Genomic DNA, 25,199 nt, shown 5'->3' on the forward strand with positions numbered 1-25,199 from the left:
AGAAAAATAATAGGGTTCTATGACTTCATAGAACCCTATCGGACAATAATATGGGGTGAGTAATGGGACTTGAACCCACGACAACCGGAATCACAATCCGGGGCTCTACCAACTGAGCTATACCCACCATAATGAGATGTGCCATTCATAATCAGGCAAATGGCGCGCCTGGCAGGATTCGAACCTGCGACCACCCGCTTAGAAGGCGGATGCTCTATCCAACTGAGCTACAGGCGCTCAACTTACGATACTAACAAAAAAAGCCCAAACAGGCTTTAAATGGTCGGGGCGGAGGGATTTGAACCCCCGACCCTCTGCTCCCAAAGCAGATGCGCTACCAAGCTGCGCTACGCCCCGATTTACCAATTTGCGATGTGTCATCGCTGTTAGTGGTGCGTATTATAGCGTAATTTTGGGCGGTGTCAATCATTTATTTTAAAAAATTTTAAAAATTTTTGTAAGATATTGATTTTGAATATTTTTTAATAAATCAATTTTCAATGAGTGTCCAGCCTAATGCTTTCGCCCCACGAGTGCCACCTGTCAGATGGATATAGGTACGGCTCGGGTCAAGGCTCTCTAATAGCTCACACGCACGCCCTGCCTTGGTGCCACCGCCACACAACACATAAATGTCGCCTGTGGTCTGGGCGAGTGTCTCGGCATTGATATGCTCAATCGGTATATTGATGGCATGGGCGATATGCCCTGTCTGATAACTGTCAGTATCTCGTACGTCCCAAATGGTCAATTTTTCATCAGGGGTGAAATCAGCGATGGCTTGGGTTTTTATCATGATAATTTTCCAAATAAAATAAATGCAAGTTTAGCAAATTTGGGGTATGATAGCAACATCTCGTTTTTATTATCATCTCAATAACACCGCTTAATTTTACTATTTGCCACAGCCATTTTATAAAAAATGTTAAGGACAAACCATGACCAAACTTTTTATGTTATATGCTTTTATGATTATTTTGTTGGCGATATGGACGTGTTTGGCATTGTGGGTGCATATGCCTTTGGGCAAATTAACGTATATTATCATTGGCTTTATTTTATTATTATCCATCATTGCAATTTTACCTGATGGTTATATTGAAAAATTTGCCAATCAGTTTATTGTTGATAAATTAAGTTATTATTCTATACGCATTTTTGGATTGGTTGTTGGTATTGTGTTTGCTTGGTTTTTTAGCATGAAGCCTAGCAATCACAGAGTGTGGCAAGATGAATTTCGTCATCAATTTACTTATACTCAAAATAATAACATCATTACCATAAATAACGTGCGTGATTTTGATTGGCATGGCGACACTTATACCGAGCTTTGGGATACTCGCACTTATGACCTAAATCACCTATCAAGCCTTGATATGATTAGCACGACATGGGGTAATGACAATATTGCCCATATTATGGTGTCGTTTGGCTTTGATGATGGGGCAGGTAATACCGACAGGCTTGTTTTTTCGGTGGAGACAAGAAAAGAGATTGGCGAGGAATTTTCAACGATTGGCGGATTTTTTAGAATGTATGATTTGTCCATCATTGCAGGCGATGAGCGGGATTTGATTTATACCCGCACCAATATCAGAAATGAGCAGGTTTCTCTTTATCCTATTTTATATGATAAAGAGAAAATAAAAAATCTGTTTTTGACTTATTTGGATTATGGTCATCGTTTAAATGACACGCCTAAATTTTATCACTCGTTATTTAGTAACTGTACCACGGTTATTTATAAAATGGCAAGTCAGATTGATGATGTGCCGATGGATTATCGCATTATCGTTTCGGGCAGATTGGCGGATTATTTGTATGATAAAGGAGTGATTGATAATAAGCATGAGTTGACTGTTTGGAAAAAGAGTGCCTTTGCCAATCCCAAAGTGGCTCATCTGGGTAATCATGGTAATATTTCATCGCAAGAATATTCGGCGTTGATTAGAAAAGAGTTGCCACATTAATTACAAAAAACGATTTGTCAAATCAAAAAGAAAATGGGCAAGTGTTTATCTTACCCATTTTTACAAAAACAGTCTTATAATTCAGGCTCGACTCGTTCGCCTTTTTTATTGATAAAATAAATCTCATCATCGGCAATGACCATCGCAGAGCCTTCGGTAAAACTGCTGGCATAATCGTATTTGATGGGTAGGGCGATTTTGCCTTTGGTGTCGATGTAGCCATATTGCCAAATGGGGTCGCCATCACTGTCAGTTTTGCCCGTGTCTTTGGCAACCAGAGCTAATTGCTCGCTAAAATCTTCGACATAGTCATAGGTGGGGGCGATTTTGGTTTGACCGTTTTTGTCCATAAAGCCCCATTTGTCATTGATTTTGACTGACACTAAGCCCTGTTCAAACCAGTTGCCTGTCTCATCAAAGCTCGGTTTGATGACGATGTTGCCTTTTTTGTCAATAAAGCCATATTTGCCGTTTTGGGTGATTTTGGCACGTCCTTCCCAAAAACTCCATGCGTCTTCAAAGGTAGGGCGAATGACGATGTTGCCTTTGGGATTGATGTAGCCGTATTTGCCTTGCTGTTTGACCAAGGCAAGCCCTTCATCAAAGTCGTGAGCGTCTTCAAAGGTGGGGCGGATGATGACCTTGCCATCTTTGTTGGCAAAGCCATACACCGTACCATCGGTGATGACGGTCATGTTTTCGTTATACTGACAGTCGCTGGTGTACTCTTTGTAGCTAAAACCTGTCGGCAGTTTGGTGTCATCTTCGCAGGCGTCGATGTCTTCTGATAAGTCGAAGAGAGCGTAATCGTCCGAATCGACGTTGTCTTCTGCGTTGACGGCTGTCGTGGCAAAAACGGATAGGGCAAGGCATAGAGCAAGCTTTGGGCGAGAGATGGACGGGGTAAAAAAAGAAGTGTTCATGAATGATTCCAAATGAGAAAAAGCAATGAATGGAAAAACGGATTTATTGTACTTGACTTATTGTAAAATTTCAATCAAAGCCACTTTGAGTGACTCAATTTTATCATCATCAAGCAAACTGCCGTCTTTGTCAGACAGATAAAAGATGTCCTCGGCACGCTCGCCTAGGGTGGTGATTCTCGCCCCATGTACCGCCACGCCGAGCTTTGAGAAAACTTGCCCGATTTTGGCAAGTAGGGCAGGACGGTCTTTGGTGATGAGTGATAGGGCGTGATGATCTTGATGGGCAAAGGGGGTGGCACGCTCGATGTGTACCTGCGTGGGGACGTTAAAGTGTTTTAAAGTCAAGTTAAAACCAAAACTGGCACCGGCTATCTGACACTTAGGAGCATCTCCTGTGAGTGCTTGGCTAAGCTCGCTCACAAGCTCGTCCCGTCTGTCACTGGCGGTCAGAAAATCACTCATGAGCGTGCCATGCTCATCTCGTTTGGCAAAGCGGTCAATGAGTACATAGCTGTCTAGGGCAGACGGCACGCCATCGATGGTGGCACTGACGATAGTCGCATCCAGCACTGACAAGCCAAAGCGGTCAAGCACGCACACGCTGATGGCGAACAAATCATCACGGTCGGGGGTGCAGATAAATAGCTGAATGGCGTCCAGTGCCAAATCGGTGTGGGAGCGAATGGCGATGATGGGGCGAGCGTCTTGGATGGCGGATTTTTGTTCTAAGATGACACGGCTTTGCCATGCGATGTCGAGTTTTTTGTGTTTTAAAAAATACTCATCACCCAGCTCGTCCCATAGGGCGTGCAAGGTGGTAGGGTCGATGTCGGTCAGTAGGGCTTGGGCTTTGCTCTTGCGACCGGTGATATAGACGTCTTTGTCCACGACGCCCATGCCAAGGTTTAGCACTCGTCTGGTGCTGATGTAAAGCTGTTTTAACAGACTGGCTCGCCATGAGTTCCACAGCTCGCTGTTGGTGGCGTTCATGTCGGCAACGGTCAGTGCATACAGGTGGTTTAGCCTGCTGACACTGCCGACAAAATGGGCAAAGCGAGCAATGACATCAGGGTCGGAGATATCCTGCTTTTGGGCGGTGAGCGACATGGTCAGATGTTCACGCACCAGCCATGACGCAAACTGACTGTCGCTCTCGGTCATGCCGTGCGATGTACAAAATTCATACACATTAATCGCCCCGAGTTCGCTGTGGTCGCCCCCACGTCCTTTGGCGATGTCATGAAATAAGGCGACGATGACCAGTATGTCTTTGCGGTGGATTTGTTTATAAATCTGACTGACTAGGTCAAATTTTTGCTGATAAATCTCATTATCCACATCCGTCAAGCGGTGCAAAATGCGAATGAGTAGCAGGGTATGAGCGTCCACGGTGTAGCGGTGAAACAAATCATACTGCATAAGCCCCATGATTTGACCGAAGGCAGGCAGGTATGAGCCTAGCACGCCAAAGCGTTTCATCAGGCGTAGGCGATGAAATAGGTAGTTGGGTTCTTGTAGGTTTGCCAAAAATAGGGCTTGATGGGCAGGGTGCTGGCGGTAGTCATCATCAATGAGTGGCGTGGCAAGGTGGATGGCACGCAGGGTGTTGGCACTGATTTTTTTAATGCCTTGTTGTCCCATGACCAAAAAGATACGAAGTAGTAGGGCGGGATTCTTGTCAAAGGCGTGTAGGTCATGCACGGCAATCTTGGGGTCGTGGCTTGGTAGTTTGCCTTGCTTGATGAATACGTCCTTTGCCAGTCCGTCTTGGTGTAGGGATGAGTCAATGGGGGTTGCCTGTTCGGTGATGGCATAAAAATACTCATCAATGGGCGTGGTGATAAACTCAGGGTTTAGATAGTTTTCATTAAAATACGCGCACAAAAGCTCGGAGAGGCTGGCGGTGGTCATCGCATGGCGATAGTAGGTTCGCATGAGTCGCTCTAAGGCGTGCGTGATTTGGCGGTTGTCATCATCGGCATGTGCTAATCCCATGCTAACAGCGATGACACGCTGACGGTCAAAGAGCAGGCGGTCGTCATGGCGTGCGACATGGGTGTGTAGATGATGACGTAGGCACCATAAAAAGCGTTTGGCAGACTCTAAGGTGGCGTATTTCTCAGGGCTTAAAAATCCCACTTCAACCAAATCATGAAAATCCCGCACCCCGTCAAAATAAAACTTACCAAGCCACAAAATAATGTGCAAATCTCTTAGTGTACCAGGGGCGGTCTTGATGTTCGGCTCTAAGTTGTATTCGGTGGCGTTATGGGCAAGATAGCGGGCTTTGGATTCGCTCATCTTGGCACCAAAAAAGGCTTTGGCAGTCCACGCCCCTTTGACGGCAAGGGTTGGTACGTCGGTCAGTGTGTCATTACCGACCAAAAAACGGGCTTCTAAGAGAGCGGTTGCCACGGTATGCTCGGTGACGGCAGTCATTGTGTCGCTCACTGTCCGCACCGAGATGGCAGGCTCTATGCCGATGTCCCACAGGCTTGCCACGAATGCTTCTATATGGGCTTGATGGCTGTCCGTGTCGTCGCCTAGTATCAAAATATCCACATCTGATGCTGGGAACAGCTCGCTCCGCCCATACCCACCAATGGCAAATAACCCAAGCTTGCTGTCTGTCCCAAATAATGCTTCAAATATGCTCACAAGCATGCTATCTACCGCCTGCGTTCGCCTAGCGATGTGGCTGTCTATCGTCTGTGTGGCGTGTATGCCCTGCTCACAAATCTGCCTATCAATATCGGCATTTAGCTCATTTAGATAAGCCTTATAAGCGGTAGGGGTGTAGGGGGGCAAGGGGGGTAAGCTGGCTTGGGTCATGGCAATCAGTGGCTAAATATTTGTCAAATTTGTTGTAAATTTATCTTTATTTTTGTAAGCAATTTTGTCAAAACAAGCAAAAACCCCTTGAAATATAGGCATTTCAAGGGGCCTGGATATGGTAGGCGTAAACGGACTCGAACCATCGACCCCCACCATGTCAAGGTGGTGCTCTAACCAACTGAGCTATACGCCTAAAAGTGGTGCTATTATAACAGATAAATTTTAAATGGCAAGCACTTTTTACACTTTGTACATATTTAAATACCAACTCATGATGTCGTTGCCCCATAATAGGGCGATGATACCTGCAATGGCGATATAAGGACCAAAGGCAAAGGCACGGCTTTCGCCACGCAGTCTCATCAACACCACGCCCACGATAGAGCCCAACACAGCAGATACAAGAATCAAAAAGGGTAACATGCTCACGCCAAGCCACGCTCCAATCGCCCCTAAGAGTTTAAAATCACCTGCCCCCATGCCGTCTTTTTTGGTGATGAGTGCATAGAGTTTGGCAACCGACCAAAAGGATAAAAAACCAAGCAGCCCGCCCCATACCGCAGAGCCAAGCGAAGTAAAGATATTTTGGGTGTTTGCCATAAGACCTATCATGCCTAGCGGAAACACCAAACGGTCGGGCAGTAGCTGAGTATCAAAATCAATGCCAGTTAAAGTAATAAGTATCCACAAGTAGATAAGTCCCAATGCACCTGCGATATTTGCCCCAAGTGTATAAATCACCAAAACGGACAGTAAGGCGGTAATGAGTTCCACCGATGGATAACGCATGCTAATGGGATTACCACAGCCAGAGCATTTACCACGCAATAGAATGAGCCAGCTTAATACAGGAATGTTTTCATAAGCACGGATTTGGTGGTTGCATTTGGGACAACGAGAGGGCGGAAAGGATAGGCTAATGGGTATGTCATTGGCGATAACATCTTGAATGGGGTTGACATGCTTGGGGTTAAGGTCGGATTGAGTGCCTAAAAACCATGCCGTATCTTTACGCCATTCACGATTCATAATAAGTGGCGTACGGTGAATCACCACATTTAAGAATGAACCAACACAAAGCCCCAGCAGTCCAGCTAGGGCAAGTGCCAACCATAAATCGTCTGATAAAAAGGTAAAGCAATTCATCATCCGATAACATCGCCCATCATGAAGATTGGTAGATACATGGCGATGACTAAACCACCAATAACCACGCCTAAAAATGCCATAATCATGGGTTCCATCAAACTGGTTAAGCCATCAACAGCATTGTCCACTTCATTTTCATAAAAAGTAGCGGATTTATCAAGCATCTCTTCTAGACTACCAGCTTCTTCACCAATACCGACCATCTGTACCACCATGCTAGGAAAGAGATTGGTGCTACGGATGGCAAACTGCATTTGCTGACCAGTGGCGACATCTTCTTTTATTTGATGAGTGGCATTATAGAAGACCACGTTATTGGTTGCCCCTGCGGTAGAGTCTAGAGCATCAATCAAAGGTACACCGGCAGCAAAAGTTGTCGATAAAGTGCGACAAAAACGAGCAATGATGGCTTTATAAGCAATGTCACCAAATATGGGTAACTTCAAGGTCAGTTTATCCAAAAAGTCACGAAACTTTTTAGAGTGTAGTTTTGCTTGGCTAAATGCGATAATAATAATTGCCAATGCACCAAAAAAAACCAAATAGTATTTTGCCATCCAGTTTGACATATTGACTACCATTTGAGTGAATGCTGGCAGTTCAGCTCCAAAACCTTCAAACATTTCAGCAAAAACAGGGACAACCTTAATAAGCAAAATGGCAGTAACAATGATGGCAACTACAATGACTGCAATTGGATATTTCATCGCTTTTTTAATTTTTGCTTTTAACAGCTCGCTTTTCTCTTTATAGGTGGCGACACGTTCAAGCATGGTCTCTAACGCACCTGACTGCTCACCTGACTCGACTAATGAACAAAAGAGGTCATCAAAGTATTTGGGGTGCTTACGTAAGGCGGTAGCAAAGTTGCTCCCTGATTCAATGTCAGCTTTAACTTTTAATACTAAGTCTTTCATGCTAGGATTGTCAAGTGAATCGGCGACAATCTCAAAGGACTGTGTTAGTGGTACACCGGCTTTCATCATCGTGGCAAGCTGACGCACAAAAATGGCAATATCAATGGCTTTAATTGACTTCTTCATGCTAAATAACGGTTTGGGCTTTTGGCGGATGTCTTGAACGATGATGCCCTGCTTGCGTAGTTGGGCACGAGCAAGTTCAATGCTCTTAGAGGTCATCTCACCCTTGACGTTTTGTCCACGTCGGTTGGTGCCCGAGTATTTAAAATCAATTAACTGTTCAGTTGCTACTTTTGCCATGTGTGTCTCTTCGTGCTTTGCCAATGCTGGCGATGTTGCAGGTTATGTGCCGTATTGTATTTTTAAATGAACCCCAAATAGGGTAATGCTGATGACATTTTACACCAAAAGTCATCAAATTGTAAATAATGTATCACAAAACTTGCACAACATTCGTGGTTTTCGGTAGGGTATAAACCGCCGTTTATGCCATAAAAAAATAAACGGTTTATTTTTTTGGTTAAATGGCGTAAAAATGTGATTAGGTGAATAATTGTTTTACTAAAATTTATCATTTCAAAAGATAGATTCTTGTCAATTTATGCCATAAGCCTTAAAATGACAAAAAATATTTGATCAAATACCCATGACAACCCTTGCCCCCACCCAATATCCCATTACCGCCCTTGCAGGCGTGGGTCAGCCATTGGCAAAAAAACTTGCCGAGCTTGACATTCATCGTATTTTTGATTTGCTCATGCACCTGCCCCGCAATTATGAAGACCGTAGCCGTACCGTGCCGATGAATACGGTAGAAAATGGGCAAGTGTGCATGATTGCAGGGGTTATCACGGACGTGGCGAGCAATAAAGGACGGCTGTCGGTGTGCCTAGAAGACAGCACTGGCATGGTTGTGTTGCAGTTTTTTAAAACCTATCCGACTCTGTTGCAAACCATGACCGTGGGGGCGAACATCACCGCATTTGGCGAGATAAAGGTCAGTCGCTATGGCGTGCAAATGGCTCACCCAGAGTACCACATCACAGGGACAAAGACCTTTGAAAGTGGGCTTTTGCCCATTTATCCGACCGTCAAAGGACTTCACCAAAACAAACTGCGTCAGCTTGTCCGCATGGCGATTAACGCTGTTCGTGAGACGCCTTTAACTTGCCTGTCTGATGATGATTTTAACAGCGTGGGCGTAAGGGTGCAGGGCGATTTGTTATCCGCCTTGACCGCCATACACCTGCCTGACCCACAGGCGGATATTTTTAGCCAAACGGCACTTTTGACAGGACTAAAAGACCGTACCCACCCTGCTTGTCAAAGGCTTATTATAGAAGAGCTTACCGCTCATCAGCTTGTGTTTTTGTACCGCAAGCAAAACCTACACGCCCACAAAGCCCCCTTTTGCGAGCGTGTCAGTCCGCTTGCCGATAGGCTTGTGGCGAGCCTGCCCTTTCGCCCGACCAACGCCCAACAGCGCGTTGTTAGCGAGATAGTTGCCGACCTTGCCACCAGTACGCCCATGCTTCGCCTTGTGCAAGGGGACGTGGGGGCGGGCAAAACACTTGTGGCAGGTCTGTCAGCGTGCCATGCCATTGACAGCGGTTGGCAAGTGGCAATCATGGCACCGACCGAGATTTTGGCAGAACAGCACCTGATTAATTTTAAAAAATGGTTTGAGCCTATGGGCGTTGGCGTGGGCTGGCTTGCCGGTAAACAGACTGCCAAAGAACGTAATACCAGTTTAGGCGCCATTATCAATAATGATGTGCAAATCGTGGTTGGTACGCACGCCCTGTTCCAAGACGGTGTGGCATTTGCCAAATTGGGGCTTGTTATCATTGACGAACAGCACCGTTTTGGCGTGGAGCAACGATTGAAGCTCGTCAGTAAAGGCGTGGCAAACAGCACCCCACATCAGCTTGCCATGACCGCCACCCCCATTCCACGCACGCTTGCCATGAGTATGTATGGCGACATGGACGTGTCGGTGATAGATGAGCTACCGCCCAACCGCACGCCCATTACCACTGTTACCATTAACCGAGACCGCCGTGATGAAGTGATTGAGCGGATACGCATCAACTGCAAAAACGGCAAACAAGCCTACTGGGTGTGTCCGCTCGTGGAAGAGTCCACCGCCCTAGACGCACAGTCGGCAGAGCTGTTATATGAAGATTTGTGCGAGCGGTTGGACATACGGATAGGACTGGTACATGGCAAAATGAAAGCGGGTGATAAGCAAGCGGTGATGAATGATTTTAAGCAAGGCGACATTGACCTACTGGTCGCCACCACCGTGATAGAAGTGGGCGTGGACGTACCAAATGCGTCCCTTATGGTGATAGAAAATGCCGAACGGCTTGGGTTATCTCAGCTCCACCAACTGCGTGGGCGTGTGGGGCGTGGCTCAGAAAAGTCCTTTTGTGTGCTACTCTACCAACTGCCCCTATCGCCCACAGGCATCGAGAGGCTCAATATCCTGCGAGACAGCACGGACGGCTTTGTCATCGCTCAAAAGGACTTGGAGCTTCGTGGGGCAGGCGAGCTACTGGGCAAACGCCAAACGGGCGACATGGGCTACTATCTGGCGGACATCGTGCGAGATGAGAGCCTGCTCCACATCGCCCAAAACCTTGCCAATCATCTCATCAAATCGCCCAATAAAACCGCCCTAACCCAAGCAATGATAGGGCTGTGGCTTAAAGATAGTGGGGAGTTTGTGGGGGCGTGAATATTATGCTAAAATTACCCTTTTAAAAAAAAGGAAAAAATAATGTCAAATCTAATCCCAAGCCAAACAGGGCTAACCCTACGCCGTACCGATACACTAATCAACTTAACCAATAAACTCCTTGCCAAAACAGGGGTAAAGGGCATTAGTGAGATGAGTGATGATGAATTGTGGGAATGGTGGCTTGGGGTTAGTGATGAGTGGAAATTTTTGTTATTAAGATGTGGATTGGAATTGGAGTTGTGGGAAAGTAATGAATGGCAATTTGGCAAAAATTACAACTATCAAGCAGAATTTGATTGGTTTAATCGTGAATTGATTTTTGCTTATCTAAAGGAACTGCAAAAATTAAGAGAACTCGATTTGTTTGAGAGTCAAACGCAAAATATTGAACCACTTGCTACTCTAACGCAATTAAATAAGCTTGATTTGTATGATAATCAAATACAAAATATTTCTGTGATCACCTGTTTAAAGCAATTGACAAACCTTAATTTAGGCAACAATCAAATCCAAGATATCTCAGCTATTGCCAACTTAATAAAATTAAAAAAACTTAATTTATCTCATAATCAAATCCAAGATATTTCAGTGTTACAAAATTTAATGAGCATAAAACATCTTGATTTATGCGGAAATCAAGTTCAAGACATATCAATTCTATCTAATTTTCTGAACTTAACAGAACTTAATTTGGGATTTAATCAGGTACAAGACTTTTCAGTATTTTCCAGCTTAACAAAATTAACATCGCTTGGTTTGATGTTTTGCAAGATTAAAGATATTTCGATACTCAAAGGTTTGGTGCAATTAACAAATCTTGTTTTAAGGGGGAATGAAATACAAGATATTTCTGTTATTTCTAATTTGAAAAGATTAACAACATTGAATTTGGAAGCTAATAAAATTAAAGACATTTCTATGCTTGCTAATTTAAATAAATTAACAAATCTTAGTTTGAGTTTTAATGACATAAATGACTTTTCGGTTCTCACTAATCTAACAAAGTTAACTTATCTTGATTTGAGTGGTACTAACTTTCAAGATATTTATGTTCTCTCTGAATTAAAGGAATTGAGAAACCTTCAATTGCAGTTTAATGATATACGAGATATTTCGGATATTTTTCATTTTGCACAATTAAATAAATTAGATTTGTCGCATAACCAAATACAAGACATCTCTGTACTGGCTAATTTAACGCAGTTAACTACACTTTGGTTGGGGGGCAACCAAATTAAAAACATTTCTGTACTTGCCAACTTGAAACAATTAAAATATCTTAATTTGTCGGAAAACCCAATACATCCCCAAGATATTGACTGGCTAAAACAACAACTACCAAATTGCGAAATTGATTTTTAAGGATAAAAAATGCAAACCCAAGCCCTATTTGATAATATTCCACAGCATATTATCGCCGAATTAAATAAAGCCACGCAAAGCATTGTGATTGCGGTGGCGTGGTTTACCCGTGCCGATATTTTTGCCGTATTATTACAAAAAGCTCGTGCGGGCATTAGCATTCAGCTTGCCTTATCCAATGACCGTATCAATAAAAATGATAAAATCGCCATTAACCAAGATGAATTAAATCATTTTGAAAATTGCCAAACTTATTGGATTGGGGACGGCAATAAGGAGCTGATGCACCATAAATTTTGTGTGATTGATAATATGACTGTGATTACAGGTTCATTTAATTGGAGTATGCGAGCCGAAAAGAATAATTTTGAAAACATTACCATTAGCCAAGATACAATGTTGGCAAAGGCATTTTATCAAGAGTTTTATAAAATTATTGATAAACCCATTCCCACTAATGAGATTGTTTTACCAATCGCCCAAATCATCAAACGCCTAGAAATTTTAAAAAATTATGTGATATTGGAAGATTTAGACGACATTACCAGAGAAAACCAAAAATTAAAACAATTTGAAAGCGAACAGGACATTAGCGAGATTTATCACGCCATTAAAAAAATGCAGTTTAGTCATGCTATTGGCCTGATTGATAATTTTATCAAAAAATATCATACGATTGCGATTTATGCTGACGCTGATATTATGGCGTTAAAATTAGAAATTCGTCTATTAGAACACGAATTAAACGCTTATGACAGCGAAAAAGCCGAATTAGAAAAATTGCTTGCCGATTTTAATCATCAGCACAGCATGAATTTGGGTGATTTAATCAGTGAAATTTTATCTTTGCGAAAACAACTTGCCAAACAGCAAGGCGACCAAAATGCCTACGATGAAGCCAAACAAGATGAGCAAACATTTAATGAGCAGTTGGACAAAGAAAAAGCCAAAACGCATTATGAACTAAATACCGATGAACAAAAACGCCTAAAACAAGCCTACCGCAAAGCCAGTCAAATATGCCACCCCGACCGTGTCAATGACGAGCAAAAGGACATGGCAATGGCGGTGTTTAATGAGTTGCGACAAGCTTATGAACAAAATGACCTAAAAACGGTGGAGCGGATACTTGATGATTTGCAAAAAGGGATATTTAAGGCTCGCTCAGAGACCGTCAGCCAAAGCGACAAATTAAAACTCATCAAAAGTCAATTATCCCAAAAGCTGGATAATCTTAAACTTATCATTGATGAAATCAAGGCAAGTCAAAGTTATCAAGTGGTCAGTAGCATTGATGATTGGCAAGAGTATTTTGATAATCAAAAAATGGAGCTGATGGGGCAGAAAGATAGGCTAAGGGAGCTGATAAAAAACACGGACGTGAAGTAGCACAAATACCCTTGACAATCCCCCTGACCTTGCTACAATGCTGTTTTTATCACTCATAAAATCACCATGAACAAGCCGACTTTTAATCCCAAAAATCCCTTATTGTGGGCGATGTGTGCCATTGCCCTTGTGGTGTTTGGTGTGCTAATAGGGCGACTGACCGCCAAGCCGTCAGAGACCGAACGTGCCACGTCCATTGACGCACCCGATAACACCAAAATAGCCATGACCGTACAGGCGACCACACCAAGCCCCATGCTTGTATCAGATAGCTTGTCCGCCAGTGGCGTGATGAGTGCCAAAGAGACTGCCGAAGTCAGTGCCAAAATCACAGGGGCGACCATTGAGCAGGTACTCGTTGAAGTGGGTGATTATGTCAAGGCAGGGCAGGTGCTTGCCGTGCTAGATAAAGACACCATGAGTGAGAATGCGGTGCAGGCACAGGCGGATTATGAGCAGGCAAGGGCGAGCCGTGAGCAGGCACAGGCGGATTTGGCACGCGTGGAGCCACTACTTGCCATTGATGCGGTCAGCCGTCAGCAAGTGGATAGCTATCGCACCGCCCTAAAACAAGCCCAAGCGACCGAAAAGGCGAGTTTGGCACGCCTTAGCACCGCCAAAAGCAACCTAAATAACACCCAAATCATTGCCCCTGTGGCAGGGATTATCAGTGCCAAAAACGCACAGGTGGGCGTACTGGTCAGTGGCACGCCATTATTTAGTATCATCAAAGGCGGACGGCTCGAATGGCAAGCGACACTCTCGCCTGCCGATGCCGAGCGTATCCATGTCGGACAGCAGGCACAGGTTATGGTGGGCGATGAGAGCGTGGCAGGGACGGTTACTCATCTGTCGCCAACCGCCAATGCAGGGCGTGAGATAGTCGTGCATGTCGCCATGCCCGCCCACTTCGCCCTAAGAGCAGGGACATATCAGCGTGGACAGTTCGTGCTAGGCAGTCAAAGTCATCACGCCATACCCAGCTCGGCAGTCATGAGTACGGACGGCTATGACTATGTGTGGCAACTTGCCAAAACTGACCAGACGGACATTTACCAAACCCGACGCCAAAAAATCACCGTTTTGGCTCGTGAGCAGGATAAAGTGGCGACCGATTTACCGTCTGATACGCTCATTGTGGCAAATGGGGTGAGTTTTTTAAATGAAAATGACTTGGTAAATATCGTCATGACCCAAGACATGGCAGGGGATAAGGCAGGGCAACCATGAATTTTTCAGCCTATTCTATCAAAAATCCCTTGGTGGCGATTTTGTTATTTACCTTATTTACACTCGGTGGATTGCTTGCTTTTAACAACATGAAAATTCAGCAGTTCCCCGACATTGATGTGCCTGCCGTCATCGTTACGGTGGTGTATTCGGGGGCAAGTCCTGCCCAGCTAGAAACAGACGTCGCCAAAAAAATAGAAAACAAAATCACGTCCATATCAGGGGTCAAGCATATTCGCTCAACCTTGCAGACAGGCGTGGCAACGGTACATACCGAATTTGCCCTAGAAAAAGACCTATCAGAGGCGGTTGATGACGTGCGTTCGGCACTAGATGAGATTGGCAGTGATTTGCCGGCTGCTGCCGAAGAGCCGATTATTACCAAGGTCTCCACCGCAGGCTTTCCTGTGGCAGGCTATTCGGTGGCGTCTGATAACATGAGCGAGGCGGAGCTGTCGTGGTTTGTTGATGATACATTAAACAAACGTCTGTCCAATGTCGCAGGCGTGGGGACGATGAGTCGTGTGGGCGGTATCGAACGCCAAATCATCGTTGCTCCTGATGTGGCAAAGCTAAATGGGTGGGGGCTACCCATTGGTAATTTGTCCAACCAAATCAGTGCTTCACAGACAGATGCCACAGGTGGCACCGCCAAAATCGGTGGCGGTATGCAGACCATTCGAGTGCTAGGGGCGGCACGCAGTGTCGAGGAGCTGGCTCATATCCAAGTTGTTACCCCAGCAGGGGGCGTGCCATTAGGTCAGCTTGCCAGTATTGATGACGCTCATGCCGACCGAAGTAGCGTGGCAAAGCTGGACGGACAGACGGTGGTCGCGGTCAATTTTACTCGCTCACGTGGGGCAAGTGAAGTGGATATGGTAAAGGGCATTGATGATGAGCTTGCCAAATTTGCCCAAGAGATGCCGCATATCCGTGTCCAAAAAATCTATGACAACGCCCAGCCCGTGTTTGAAGATTATAATGCCAGCATGAAAATGCTCATCGAGGGCTGTATCTTGGCGGTGGTCGTGGTGTGGCTGTTTTTGCGAAACTGGCGAGCGACTTTGGTGGCAGCAGCGGCACTGCCGTTGTCTATCATACCGACCTTTTTGGCGATGTATGTGTTTGATTTTAGTTTAAATATCATCTCACTACTTGCCTTGTCGCTCGTCATCGGTGTGTTGGTTGATGATGCCATTGTTGAAGTGGAAAACATCATGCGACACCTACACATGGGTAAGACCCCATACGAGGCGGCGATGGAGGCGGCAGATGAGATTGGGCTTGCGGTGGTGGCGACCACGTTTACGCTCATTGCCGTGTTTTTGCCGACCGCCTTTATGAGTGGGGTGGTGGGGCAGTTTTTTAAGCAGTTTGGGTGGACGGCGGCGATTTCGGTGTTTATCTCGTTATTGGTGGCACGTCTGGTTACGCCCATGATGGCGGCATACATCCTAAAACCTGAACAGCCCAAAACCGAAACGACAAGCAAAACCATGACTGCCTATCTCAAACTGGTGTTATGGACATTAAAGCACCGCTTTATCACGCTTGGGGCGACCATTGTACTGTTTATCAGTTCGTTGGCGATGGCAGGGCTACTCTCGGGCGAGTTCGTGCCAGCAGATGACAGCGACCAGACCCAGCTTACCTTAGAGCTAACCCCTGATGCGGTGCTAAAAGACACGACCGTCATCGCAGACATGACTGCCGAGCGTATCCGCCACATTGATGGCGTGCAGTCGGTATTCGTGTCGGTGGGGACGACAGGCGGTGGGGCGGACAGTCGCAATGCGTCTGCAGGGGCGGAAAATAACGCTACACTCAATGTCGTGCTTGCCCCACGTGGCAAGCGTCCCACAAAGGCAGAGATAGAACACGCCATATCAGACGTCATCAAAGGCGTGCCGTCTGCTCGCTTTACGGTGGGTATGTCGGCAGGGGGCGATACGGGCTATGGGTTCTCGCTACGTTCGGATAACCCCAGACTGCTAGAAGAGATGGTGGATAAGGTCATGGCGGAGATTCGTGGACTGCCGAGCGTCTCATCGGTGAGCAGTAATAAGCCGTTGCCTAAGCCTGAGCTTGCCGTTATCCCTGACCCCATGCGTATGGCGGATAAGGGCGTTACCACGCAGTCGCTTGCTGATACCTTGCGTATCGCCACACAGGGCGACTATGAGCAGGCACTCTCTAAGCTGAGCCTTGACACACGCCAAATCCCCATTGTAGTGCGACTGCCTGACAGCGTGCGTGCCGACCCTGTGGCGTTGTCTAGCCTGTATGTGCCAAGCAGTACGGGCAATGCGGTCAAGCTCTCGGAAGTGGCGGATATTGACTTTACCACAGGCGAGGCGGAGATTCGCCGTCTCAATCGTGAACGCAGTATCAAAATCACGGTACAGTCCGAGCAGGAGTTAGGCGAGGTGGTCAGTGCCGTTAGGGACTTGCCAAGCCTAACCAACCTGCCTGATGGTGTGAGTGCGATGGACGAGGGGCAAGCCGATAGTATGGCGCAGCTGTTTACAGGCTTTGTCATTGCGATGGGTGTGGGGATATTTTGTATTTTTGGCGTGTTGGTGCTACTGTTTCACAAGGTGTTACAGCCCTTTACTATTCTCATGGCGTTGCCGTTATCTATCGGTGGGGCGTTGATTGGTTTGGTGGTAACAGGGTCTAGCCTGTCCATTTCGTCCATGATTGGCTTTATTATGCTCATGGGTATCGCCACCAAGAACTCTATCCTGCTCGTGGATTATGCCATCATTGCCGAGCAACAGGGCAAATCTCGCCTAGATGCGATACTAGATGCGTGCCGTAAGCGGGCTCGCCCTATCATCATGACAACCATTGCGATGGGGGCAGGTATGTTGCCACTAGTGTTCGGCTGGGGTGGGGTGGATTCGACCTTTCGCCGTCCGATGGCGGTGGCGGTGCTGGGCGGTCTTATCACGTCCACGTTTTTGAGCCTTGTGGTGATACCGGTGGTTTATACACTGATGGACGATGTGGGACGGTGGTTTAAAAAGTCTAAGACGACTTAATCTAAGACGGTTTAATGGGTCAAAACCACGTCAAAGGGCGTGGTTTTGTTTTTGGGGTTGGATTTCCCAAATGATTTCCGTCTAATATTCCACCATCATGCCCTTATCCAATAGTATCCGCCCCTTTGGTGTTCGCTGAATATAACCTTGCTGAATAAGATATGGTTCTATCACGTCTTCAAGCGTCCCTCTATCCTCCGCCATCGCCGCCGCAATCGCCTCCACGCCCGCAGGTCGCCCATCAAAACGCTCTTTTAGCATGGACAGATAACGCCTATCTAAGTGGTCAAGCCCTTGTTTATCCACCGAAAGCATGTCTAGGGCAAGGCTTGCCATCTGCCCTGTTACCACGCCATTGCCCTTGACCTCAGCATAATCACGCACACGCCGTAACAGACGGTTGGCGATACGGGGCGTACCACGAGAGCGTCTGGCGACCTCGACCGCCCCCATCTCCTCCATGTCAATCCCCAGTAGGCGTGCCGAACGTCTCACAATGGTCGTCAAATCCGCCACATCATAAAATTCAAGGCGTTGGACAATGCCAAATCTATCACGTAAGGGCGATGTCAAAAGCCCTGCCCGAGTGGTCGCTGCCACGAGCGTAAAAGGGGGTAGGTCAAGTTTGATGGAGCGGGCGGCAGGGCCTTCGCCGATCATGATGTCAAGCTGAAAATCCTCCATCGCAGGGTAGAGTATCTCCTCGATGACAGGCGATAGGCGGTGAATTTCATCGATAAACAGCACGTCCCCTTCTTCTAAGTTGGTGAGCATGGCAGCCAAATCACCCGCCCTCTCTAACACAGGGCCACTGGTGGAGCGTAGATTTCCGCCCATCTCACGGGCGATGATGTTGGCAAGGGTGGTCTTGCCGAGTCCAGGGGGGCCAAAAATGAGCGTGTGATCTAACGCTTCGCTCCGTTGTCTGGCGGCAGTGATAAACACTTCCATCTGCTCACGCACTTTGGGTTGTCCGATGTAGTCAGATAGGGTAGTGGGGCGAATGGCACGGTCGAGATTGTCGTCTTTTTTGGTGTTGGGGTCGATTAGGCGGTTATGATTCATGATGATGTTATTAAATTAAAAAGGACTATTATAAAGAAAAATGCAGGCAATGTGATGATTTTATGAATTAATTTTTCAAAAAGTACAGGTAGAATCCCATGCCAAATCAAGTTTAGCAATGAAACACAACTGTTGCTGTATCATTGCTAAACTTGATTTTTAAACACAATTATTCTACATTTTTGGTCAAATTTGAGATATTGTTTTAAAGATTTATGGGTATGATAGTGCCGTTAATTTGGTCAATAAGTCGGTTATCGCCCATGCTTATGTCAGTATCCCCCAAAAGTCTTGCCAAGTCCGCTGTTGGCACTGTCCGCCGTGAGCTGATGGTGCGTTGCCATGGCGTTGATGTGGCAGATGTCGCTAAGTTATTAAAAACTTTTATCATTATTTTGGTAACTTGTGTTACCGTAAGCCTGCCCATGCAGACCCATGCCAAAAGCACCAAAACCGCCAAAGCCTACACCATCAGTGCCAATGACGTGGCAGACATTCGGGTAACCAAATACGAGCTGGCATTGGTGCAAGTCATGGCAGAGATATGCCCACAGATGTTAATCGGACGACAAAAGAGCCAGTTTTATGAAGCCTATAACAATCAGCTTCGGGCATTCATTCCCAGTGCTGACGACCCCGAAGAGATATTGGATTATCTGTCTACACAGCGAGATTACCGAGCGGTACTCCAAAGCGTGCGTTCATGGACAAAAAGTTTCCCCCAAAACGAAAACCGAGAATTATGTGCCGATTTTGCTAATGTGAGCCGAGCATTTTAAAGCAGTTTGGACTGGATGACCAAAAGGAATTTTGTCAAAACGACAAAAACAGCAAAAACAATTTTATATTTTTAGTAAAGTTTGGTATAGTTAGCACTTTTTATGCATAAATTTGAGTGAATTTGCGGTATGATGACTTTTTTTAAGAAAACTTCCCTAGTCTTGGCATTTTTGACAGTCTCTGTCACCGCCCTTGCCAATAACGGCATTAATCCCCCCAAGCAAGACAATGCTGCCTATGTACTCATGGATTATGACACAGGCACAATACTTGCCCAAAATAACGCCAACGAACCACTGCCCCCAGCGTCATTGACCAAGATGATGACCGGTTATATCTTAGAGCAAAAACTGCTCTCAGGCGAGCTGTCTGAGACCACGCCCATCAAGGTCAGCGAGAAGGCATGGTGCCGTGGATCAAGCAGTCAGTCATGCATGTATGTGCCACTGGGTGAGAGTGCTACCGCCATTGACATGCTACGGGGTATCATCATACAGTCGGGTAATGATGCGTCTATTGCCGTGGCGGAGCATATCTCAGGGTCAGAATCTGCCTTTGCGGTGATTATGAATGATGAAGCCGCCAAGCTGGGCATGACCAATACTCACTTTGCCAACGCCACAGGCATGCCTGCCGAAGGACATCGCTCATCGGCTCAGGATTTGGCAGTATTGGCACGCACGGTCATCAAGAACTCAGCACAGTACTACCCCATTTATAGCGAAAAAGAATTTACCTATAACAACATCAAACAAGGCAACCGTAACGCCTTATTGTTCACGGACGCCACCGTCGATGGTCTAAAAACAGGACACACCGCCGAGTCGGGCTATTCATTGGCGGCGTCAAGTCACAAAGATAACATGCGTCTGATTGCCATCGTGCTTGGGGCAAAGAGCATGCAAGCCCGTGCCGACCAAGCTCGTGAACTACTGGACTTCGGCTTTGGGCATTTTACCAATGTGATGGTTGCCCCCCAAGGCACAGACGCAGGGGCGATACCTGTGAAGTTTGGAAAGGCAGATACGGTAACTGCCAGCACGCTAAGCGACCTAAAAGTACTCACCACCAAAAACCAAACGGGCAATTTCACCACAGCCATCAAGCTCAATGACAGCATTACCGCCCCCATCAAAAAAGGGCAAGAGCTTGGTCAGATGATGGCAGTCATGGATGGCAAGACCGTTGCCAGTACGCCCATCACCGCAGGTGATGACGTGGAGCAGGCGGGCTTTGTCAGTCGTATGTGGGAGAGTTTGGTGGATTGGATAAAAGGGTTGTTTTAAAATTTTAAAACTGTTTTACAGGTTTGCAAAAATCATCTTAAAACACCATTTAAAAAACCATTTGTTATTATAAATCGGGGCATGTCCCCGATTTTTTTGGACTTAAATTGCCAAGGTGATGGTGTTTTAAATCATTTTTTAAAAATAACAGCATCAATAAATGCTACCGCCGATAAATATCTGTCGTGATAGTCTTTATTGTTAATAATATGTGGGGTAATTTGATGTTTGTCAAATAATCTCATGAGCGTCTTTGAAAAAGCACTGCGTTCATCATCCGAGCCTAATGACCGCATTCCGTCTGCGACCCATTTGACATTATTGTCAAGCATAATGGTATAATCCATTTTGACATTTTCACAAAATGCCGTTAATAAAGGATGAGTGCGATTTTCATACGTTTCACAAAAGGCTTGTGTGGTAATAAAATCGGTATCAATAATGGTAATGGGGCTAATCGCGTTTTTTAGGGCGTTTTGAATTACCAAATAATGCTGATTGGCGATAACAGGATAATCGCTGTACTGTAATCCAATCTCTGTACCACCCAAATCGCTGTGGGTGTAGAGTCGCCCCATTTCTAAGACAAAATTTGCCCCATAATGATTGGCAAGTTTATGCACAAGCGTGGTTTTGCCCGAGCTTTCACCACCCACGATACAGACGGTTTTAGTGTAGTTTTGTTTGGCGGACGGGGCAATGGCGTGAAAATGGGCAATGGGATTTTGATAAATGGCGGTGCTATTATAAGAATTATCGGGTAATAGGGCGGTTTGATAGGTTTGGCTATTTAAAAGATTATTTTTGGCAAATGATTTGATAAATAGCTTGGGTGTGTCATTGGTTTGTAAGGCGGTAATAATCACATCAATCAGCGATGTATCAGAGTTTGGCTCATCATAAGCCCAAGTTTGCCTATTTAAATCAGTCAAATTTAAACCATCAGCCGTATGCACTTTAATAAACCCAAAAAACTCACACGCTACTTGCACGGCTCGGGCTTTATCTTGCAAAGTGGGCTTAAAGGGACTGCCACCATCTTTGGGCAATACCACGATGTGCAAGGTATCCACTTGCCCTGAGGCGTGATTGATGTCTGCCAAATGCCCTAAATGCAAAGGCTCAAAATGTCCGATGAGAATGCCTGTGTTCATTATGTCACCTTTTTGTAATGTTAAGTGAAAATCGTAAGATTGAGTAAAATTGCTTGAAAATCATGGTGTTGGCTGTTATCTTAAACATTCTTTTCAACCAATTTTATTTATATTATACGCAAATTTGTGAAGGTAATAGTAAATAAAAGTAACAAATAAGGTTTTATCATGGCACAAGCAAAATTATATAAATTACATCGTTCACGTCATCACCGCATGATAGCAGGCGTGATGGGCGGTATCGCAGAGTACTTGGGTTGGTCGCCCACGATGGTGCGACTTCTGTTTGTCGTCATCTCGGTCGCCAGTGCTGCCGTGCCAGGGGTGCTTATCTACTTTATCCTGTGGATAGTCATGCCAAAGGCGACCGCAGATTCGTATGTACCAAATGCAGAATATCGACAGGTGCGCTAAGCAGTTTTATATGATACAAAGAGGCTACTGGTGCTTTGTTGTATGAAGGTAATATGATTTGTGGTATGATGTGTTATGTTTTAAAAAAACCATCAGGTGCATCATACCTATCTACCTACGATGATTTCCTTGCATCTATGTAATTTGGGGAAAACCCATTTATAACAAGCCTATTTACAGAGAGGTTGCATGAAAAAATATCTTTTGGGCGCATGTTTGATATTTTCAACTCAGGTGTTTGCTTATACAGGGGCGACCGCTGATTTTACCAAACTTGTATTTAATGGGGCAATGGCAGAATCTGTGGTGGAAAGCTTTAATGGCGTGGATGCCAAAAAACAGCAATGCGTGAGCGACATACTCAAACCCATTTTGGATGAGTTGGCAGTCAAGCACATTGATGGGTTTTTGACCGAACACGAACGACAACTCATGGATGATTTTTTTGACACACCGCTCGGTCAAGAGATGTTTAAGGAGTTGCGTGCAGGCAATGGCGATTTTATCCGTTTTATAAACCTTGATGAGTATGACAAGGCGGACTACGCACAGTATATGACTGTATTTGCCAAATATAACGATGGTGGTGATATTGGTAAAACTTGGTTTGCTAACGATGAACTGCTAAGAGCAATGTTTGAGTCCGTGCCGAAATGCGACTTGCTCAATTTGAAAGAGTAAGCAAGCGAAAGAGCAGAAAAAAAGACATGCCAAGAAAAGTCCAATAATTTCGACCTTGAAAAATTCGCCCTTATCCCTATTTTTATCCTGTTAATTTTCATTAGCAGGATATTTTTATGACTGTAAAAAACCATACCTTTGAAACCGAAGTTAATCAGCTTCTGCACCTTGTAACGCACTCACTGTACTCAAATCCTGATATTTTTGTCCGTGAGCTGGTGTCTAACGCCTCTGACGCTTGCGACAAATTACGCTTTTTGGCAACCAGTGATGACAGTCTTTATGAAAATGATGGCGAGCTTGCCATTAAAATTGAGATTGACAAAGATGCCAAGACTTTGACCATCAGTGATAATGGCATTGGCATGAACGAAGCGGACGTGATTGACAACTTAGGCACGATTGCTAAATCAGGCACCAAAGCCTTTTTGGATAAACTCTCAGACGCTGACAAAAAAGACGGCAACCTTATCGGACAGTTTGGCGTGGGCTTTTACTCAGGCTTTATCGTGGCGGACAAAATCACGGTAGAAACTCGTAAAGCTGGCGAGCCAAGTAGTCAAGGTGTACGCTGGGTATCGGACGGTACAGGTTCATTTACGACCGAAACCATTGACAAGCCTACCCGTGGCACTTCCATTACTTTGCACCTAAAAGATGAATTTGTGGAGCGTGAAGACGGCGAATACAGCTACCTTGACCGCTACAAAATCAAGTCGCTCGTAAGCAAATATTCTGACCACATCAGTCTCCCCATTCAAATGCGTAAAGAAGTGTGGCAAGAAGATGCCGAGCAGGACGAGAACGCCCCTGTACCAAATGGCGAGATGATTTTGACGGACGAATGGGAAACCATTAACAAAGCGTCCGCCCTATGGACACGCACGCCAAGCGAGATTGGCGATGATGAGTACAGCGAGTTTTATAAAACCGTAAGCTATGATTTTGATGAGCCACTGACTTGGACGCACAACCGAGTCGAAGGGCGTGTGCAGTACACTCAGCTCCTATATATCCCCAACAAAGCCCCATTTGACCTATACGCCCGTGAACAGCAACGTGGGCTAAAACTCTATGTCAAGCGTGTGTTTATCATGGACGATGCCGAACAGCTTCTCCCCATGTACCTGCGTTTTGTCAAGGGTGTGATTGACAGTGCTGATTTACCGCTGAACGTAAGCCGTGAGATTTTGCAAGAGTCTCGTGATGTCAAATCTATTCGTGAAGGCAACGCCCGCCGTGTGCTGACCCTGTTGGCAAGCCTAGCTAATAGCGAAGATGAAGCCAAACAAGCCAAATTTGCCGACTTTTACAAAGAGTTTGGCGATGTCATCAAAGAAGGCTTGGGCGAAGATAAAGCCAACCAAGAGCGTATCGCCAAACTGCTCCGCTATGCCACAAGCACAAATGACAGCGTTGAGACTGGCTTTGCTGACTACAAGGCACGCATGAAAGACGGTCAAAAGGCAATTTATTATCTGACAGCCGAAAACCTAGTCTCTGCCAAAAACAGCCCACAGTTAGAGCTGTTTAACAAAAAAGGCATTGAAGTTATCTTGATGACTTCAAAAGTGGACGAATGGGCGATGAACTTCTTGACCGAATTTGACGGCACGCCCCTACAAAATATCGCCAAAGGGGCGGTGGATTTGGGTGATTTGACCGATGACGCTGAAAAAGAAGAAGTCAAAAAACAAGAAGAAGCCTTCAAACCTGTGGTAGAACGCCTAAAAGGGGTGCTTGGCGGACGAGCCAAAGACGTGCGAGTAACGAGCCGTTTGGTGGATTCTCCTGCCTGCCTTGTCGTGGGCGATGGCGAGCTGACCCCACAAATGGCTCAAATGCTAAAAGCCATGGGACAGCCTGTGCCTGACGTCAAGCCAACTCTGGAAATTAACCCCACGCACCCGCTGATTGCACGTTTAGAGAGCAGTGGCGATTTTGATGACCTAGCCGAAGTTATCTTTGACCAAGCCTTGATAGCAGATGGCGGACAGCCTGATGACCCTGCGGGGTATTTAAAGCGGATTAACAAATTGCTTTTGAAGTAATCGCTTTAATACTTTTTTATAAAATACCCTGTTTTTTGACGGGGTATTTTTGTGGGTACAAAGTAAATACCTTTATATGGCAAAACTATGGTATAATGACTGTTCATCTTTTTAAGCAAGTTGTTGCTTAGGGCGTGCCTGCCTTTGGTATTTGCAATGAAAAACAAGATTTAGCCATTTTCATGCAAAAACATCATTTT

General features: G+C 45.5%; 18 protein-coding genes and 4 tRNA genes. 11 read left to right on the forward strand and 11 right to left on the reverse strand.

The features are described 5' to 3' along the window. Positions 1 to 51: 51 nt before the first annotated feature. The 4 genes from LP107_RS03930 to LP107_RS03945 all read right to left on the reverse strand — a co-directional run bounded on the left by LP107_RS03930 (position 52) and on the right by LP107_RS03945 (position 796). Positions 52 to 127 (reverse strand) — tRNA-His (locus LP107_RS03930). Positions 128 to 160: 33 nt separating this feature from the next. Continuing rightward, a tRNA-Arg gene (locus LP107_RS03935) sits at positions 161 to 237 on the reverse strand. Positions 238 to 280: 43 nt separating this feature from the next. Continuing rightward, positions 281 to 357, reverse strand: a tRNA-Pro gene (locus tag LP107_RS03940). Positions 358 to 490: 133 nt separating this feature from the next. After that, positions 491 to 796, reverse strand: a complete 306-nt coding sequence (locus tag LP107_RS03945) for a rhodanese-like domain-containing protein (protein ID WP_078273703.1) — start codon at positions 794 to 796, stop codon at positions 491 to 493. Positions 797 to 938: 142 nt separating this feature from the next. Between LP107_RS03945 and LP107_RS03950 the strand changes: the two genes are divergently transcribed. Then, a complete protein-coding gene (locus tag LP107_RS03950; protein WP_078273702.1) occupies positions 939 to 1,970 on the forward strand; it encodes an Lnb N-terminal periplasmic domain-containing protein in 1,032 nt (343 codons plus the stop codon). Positions 1,971 to 2,044: 74 nt separating this feature from the next. Here LP107_RS03950 and LP107_RS03955 read toward each other — a convergent pair whose 3' ends face one another. From LP107_RS03955 to LP107_RS03975, 5 genes are all read right to left on the reverse strand, one after another. Next, positions 2,045 to 2,893 (reverse strand): WG repeat-containing protein, encoded by an 849-nt coding sequence (locus tag LP107_RS03955; RefSeq protein ID WP_078273701.1) that lies wholly within the window; start codon positions 2,891 to 2,893, stop codon positions 2,045 to 2,047. Between the two features lie 57 nt (positions 2,894 to 2,950). Beyond that, positions 2,951 to 5,728 carry a [protein-PII] uridylyltransferase gene (glnD, locus tag LP107_RS03960; protein ID WP_264675929.1) on the reverse strand — a complete coding sequence of 926 codons (2,778 nt, stop codon included), beginning with the start codon at positions 5,726 to 5,728 and terminating at the stop codon, positions 2,951 to 2,953. 119 nt (positions 5,729 to 5,847) lie between these two features. Next, positions 5,848 to 5,924, reverse strand: a tRNA-Val gene (locus LP107_RS03965). Positions 5,925 to 5,971: 47 nt separating this feature from the next. Continuing rightward, positions 5,972 to 6,877, reverse strand: coding sequence for a prepilin peptidase (locus LP107_RS03970; RefSeq protein ID WP_112742507.1), 906 nt, complete (start codon positions 6,875 to 6,877; stop codon positions 5,972 to 5,974). Then, positions 6,877 to 8,100 (reverse strand): type II secretion system F family protein, encoded by a 1,224-nt coding sequence (locus tag LP107_RS03975; protein WP_264675928.1) that lies wholly within the window; start codon positions 8,098 to 8,100, stop codon positions 6,877 to 6,879. Before LP107_RS03975 ends, LP107_RS03970 begins: the two co-directional genes overlap by 1 nt. Positions 8,101 to 8,446: 346 nt before the next feature. On the opposite strand from LP107_RS03975, the gene recG reads away from it, so the two are divergent. From recG to LP107_RS04000, 5 genes are all read left to right on the forward strand, one after another. After that, positions 8,447 to 10,540, forward strand: coding sequence for an ATP-dependent DNA helicase RecG (recG, locus tag LP107_RS03980; protein ID WP_264675927.1), 2,094 nt, complete (start codon positions 8,447 to 8,449; stop codon positions 10,538 to 10,540). 42 nt (positions 10,541 to 10,582) lie between these two features. Continuing rightward, positions 10,583 to 11,905 (forward strand): leucine-rich repeat domain-containing protein, encoded by a 1,323-nt coding sequence (locus tag LP107_RS03985; RefSeq protein WP_264675926.1) that lies wholly within the window; start codon positions 10,583 to 10,585, stop codon positions 11,903 to 11,905. A 9-nt stretch (positions 11,906 to 11,914) separates the two neighbouring features. Continuing rightward, positions 11,915 to 13,294: a phospholipase D-like domain-containing protein gene (locus LP107_RS03990; protein ID WP_264675925.1), complete on the forward strand. Its 1,380-nt coding sequence runs from the start codon at positions 11,915 to 11,917 to the stop codon at positions 13,292 to 13,294. Positions 13,295 to 13,360: 66 nt separating this feature from the next. Further along, entirely contained in the window at positions 13,361 to 14,524 is a 1,164-nt protein-coding gene (locus LP107_RS03995) for an efflux RND transporter periplasmic adaptor subunit (RefSeq protein ID WP_115369275.1), read from the forward strand. After that, complete coding sequence (locus LP107_RS04000; RefSeq protein ID WP_264675924.1) at positions 14,521 to 17,568, forward strand: efflux RND transporter permease subunit; 3,048 nt, start codon at positions 14,521 to 14,523, stop codon at positions 17,566 to 17,568. Before LP107_RS03995 ends, LP107_RS04000 begins: the two co-directional genes overlap by 4 nt. Before the next feature lie 81 nt (positions 17,569 to 17,649). On the opposite strand, the gene ruvB is transcribed toward LP107_RS04000, so the two are convergent. Next, positions 17,650 to 18,633: a Holliday junction branch migration DNA helicase RuvB gene (gene ruvB, locus LP107_RS04005; RefSeq protein WP_078273690.1), complete on the reverse strand. Its 984-nt coding sequence runs from the start codon at positions 18,631 to 18,633 to the stop codon at positions 17,650 to 17,652. A 269-nt stretch (positions 18,634 to 18,902) separates the two neighbouring features. On the opposite strand from ruvB, the gene LP107_RS04010 reads away from it, so the two are divergent. Further along, positions 18,903 to 19,412 (forward strand): MCR_0457 family protein, encoded by a 510-nt coding sequence (locus LP107_RS04010; RefSeq protein WP_143821657.1) that lies wholly within the window; start codon positions 18,903 to 18,905, stop codon positions 19,410 to 19,412. 129 nt (positions 19,413 to 19,541) lie between these two features. Further along, positions 19,542 to 20,699, forward strand: coding sequence for a D-alanyl-D-alanine carboxypeptidase family protein (locus tag LP107_RS04015; RefSeq protein WP_228157703.1), 1,158 nt, complete (start codon positions 19,542 to 19,544; stop codon positions 20,697 to 20,699). A gap of 131 nt (positions 20,700 to 20,830) precedes the next feature. Here the strand turns inward: LP107_RS04015 and nadR are convergent, their stop codons facing one another. Further along, the gene (nadR, locus tag LP107_RS04020; protein WP_264675923.1) at positions 20,831 to 21,853 is read right to left on the reverse strand and encodes a multifunctional transcriptional regulator/nicotinamide-nucleotide adenylyltransferase/ribosylnicotinamide kinase NadR; all 1,023 of its coding nucleotides are present in this window, start codon (positions 21,851 to 21,853) and stop codon (positions 20,831 to 20,833) included. Positions 21,854 to 22,021: 168 nt separating this feature from the next. On the opposite strand from nadR, the gene LP107_RS04025 reads away from it, so the two are divergent. From LP107_RS04025 to htpG, 3 genes are all read left to right on the forward strand, one after another. Then, positions 22,022 to 22,267, forward strand: a complete 246-nt coding sequence (locus LP107_RS04025) for a PspC domain-containing protein (RefSeq protein WP_112742502.1) — start codon at positions 22,022 to 22,024, stop codon at positions 22,265 to 22,267. Between the two features lie 216 nt (positions 22,268 to 22,483). Next, positions 22,484 to 22,948 carry a hypothetical protein gene (locus tag LP107_RS04030; RefSeq protein ID WP_162860418.1) on the forward strand — a complete coding sequence of 155 codons (465 nt, stop codon included), beginning with the start codon at positions 22,484 to 22,486 and terminating at the stop codon, positions 22,946 to 22,948. Between the two features lie 116 nt (positions 22,949 to 23,064). Next, on the forward strand, positions 23,065 to 24,999 hold the full coding sequence (htpG, locus tag LP107_RS04035; RefSeq protein ID WP_112742500.1) for a molecular chaperone HtpG: 1,935 nt from the start codon (positions 23,065 to 23,067) through the stop codon (positions 24,997 to 24,999). Positions 25,000 to 25,199 lie beyond the last annotated feature (200 nt).

The organism is Moraxella bovis (genome assembly GCF_025985205.1).
Lineage (GTDB): Bacteria > Pseudomonadota > Gammaproteobacteria > Pseudomonadales > Moraxellaceae > Moraxella > Moraxella bovis.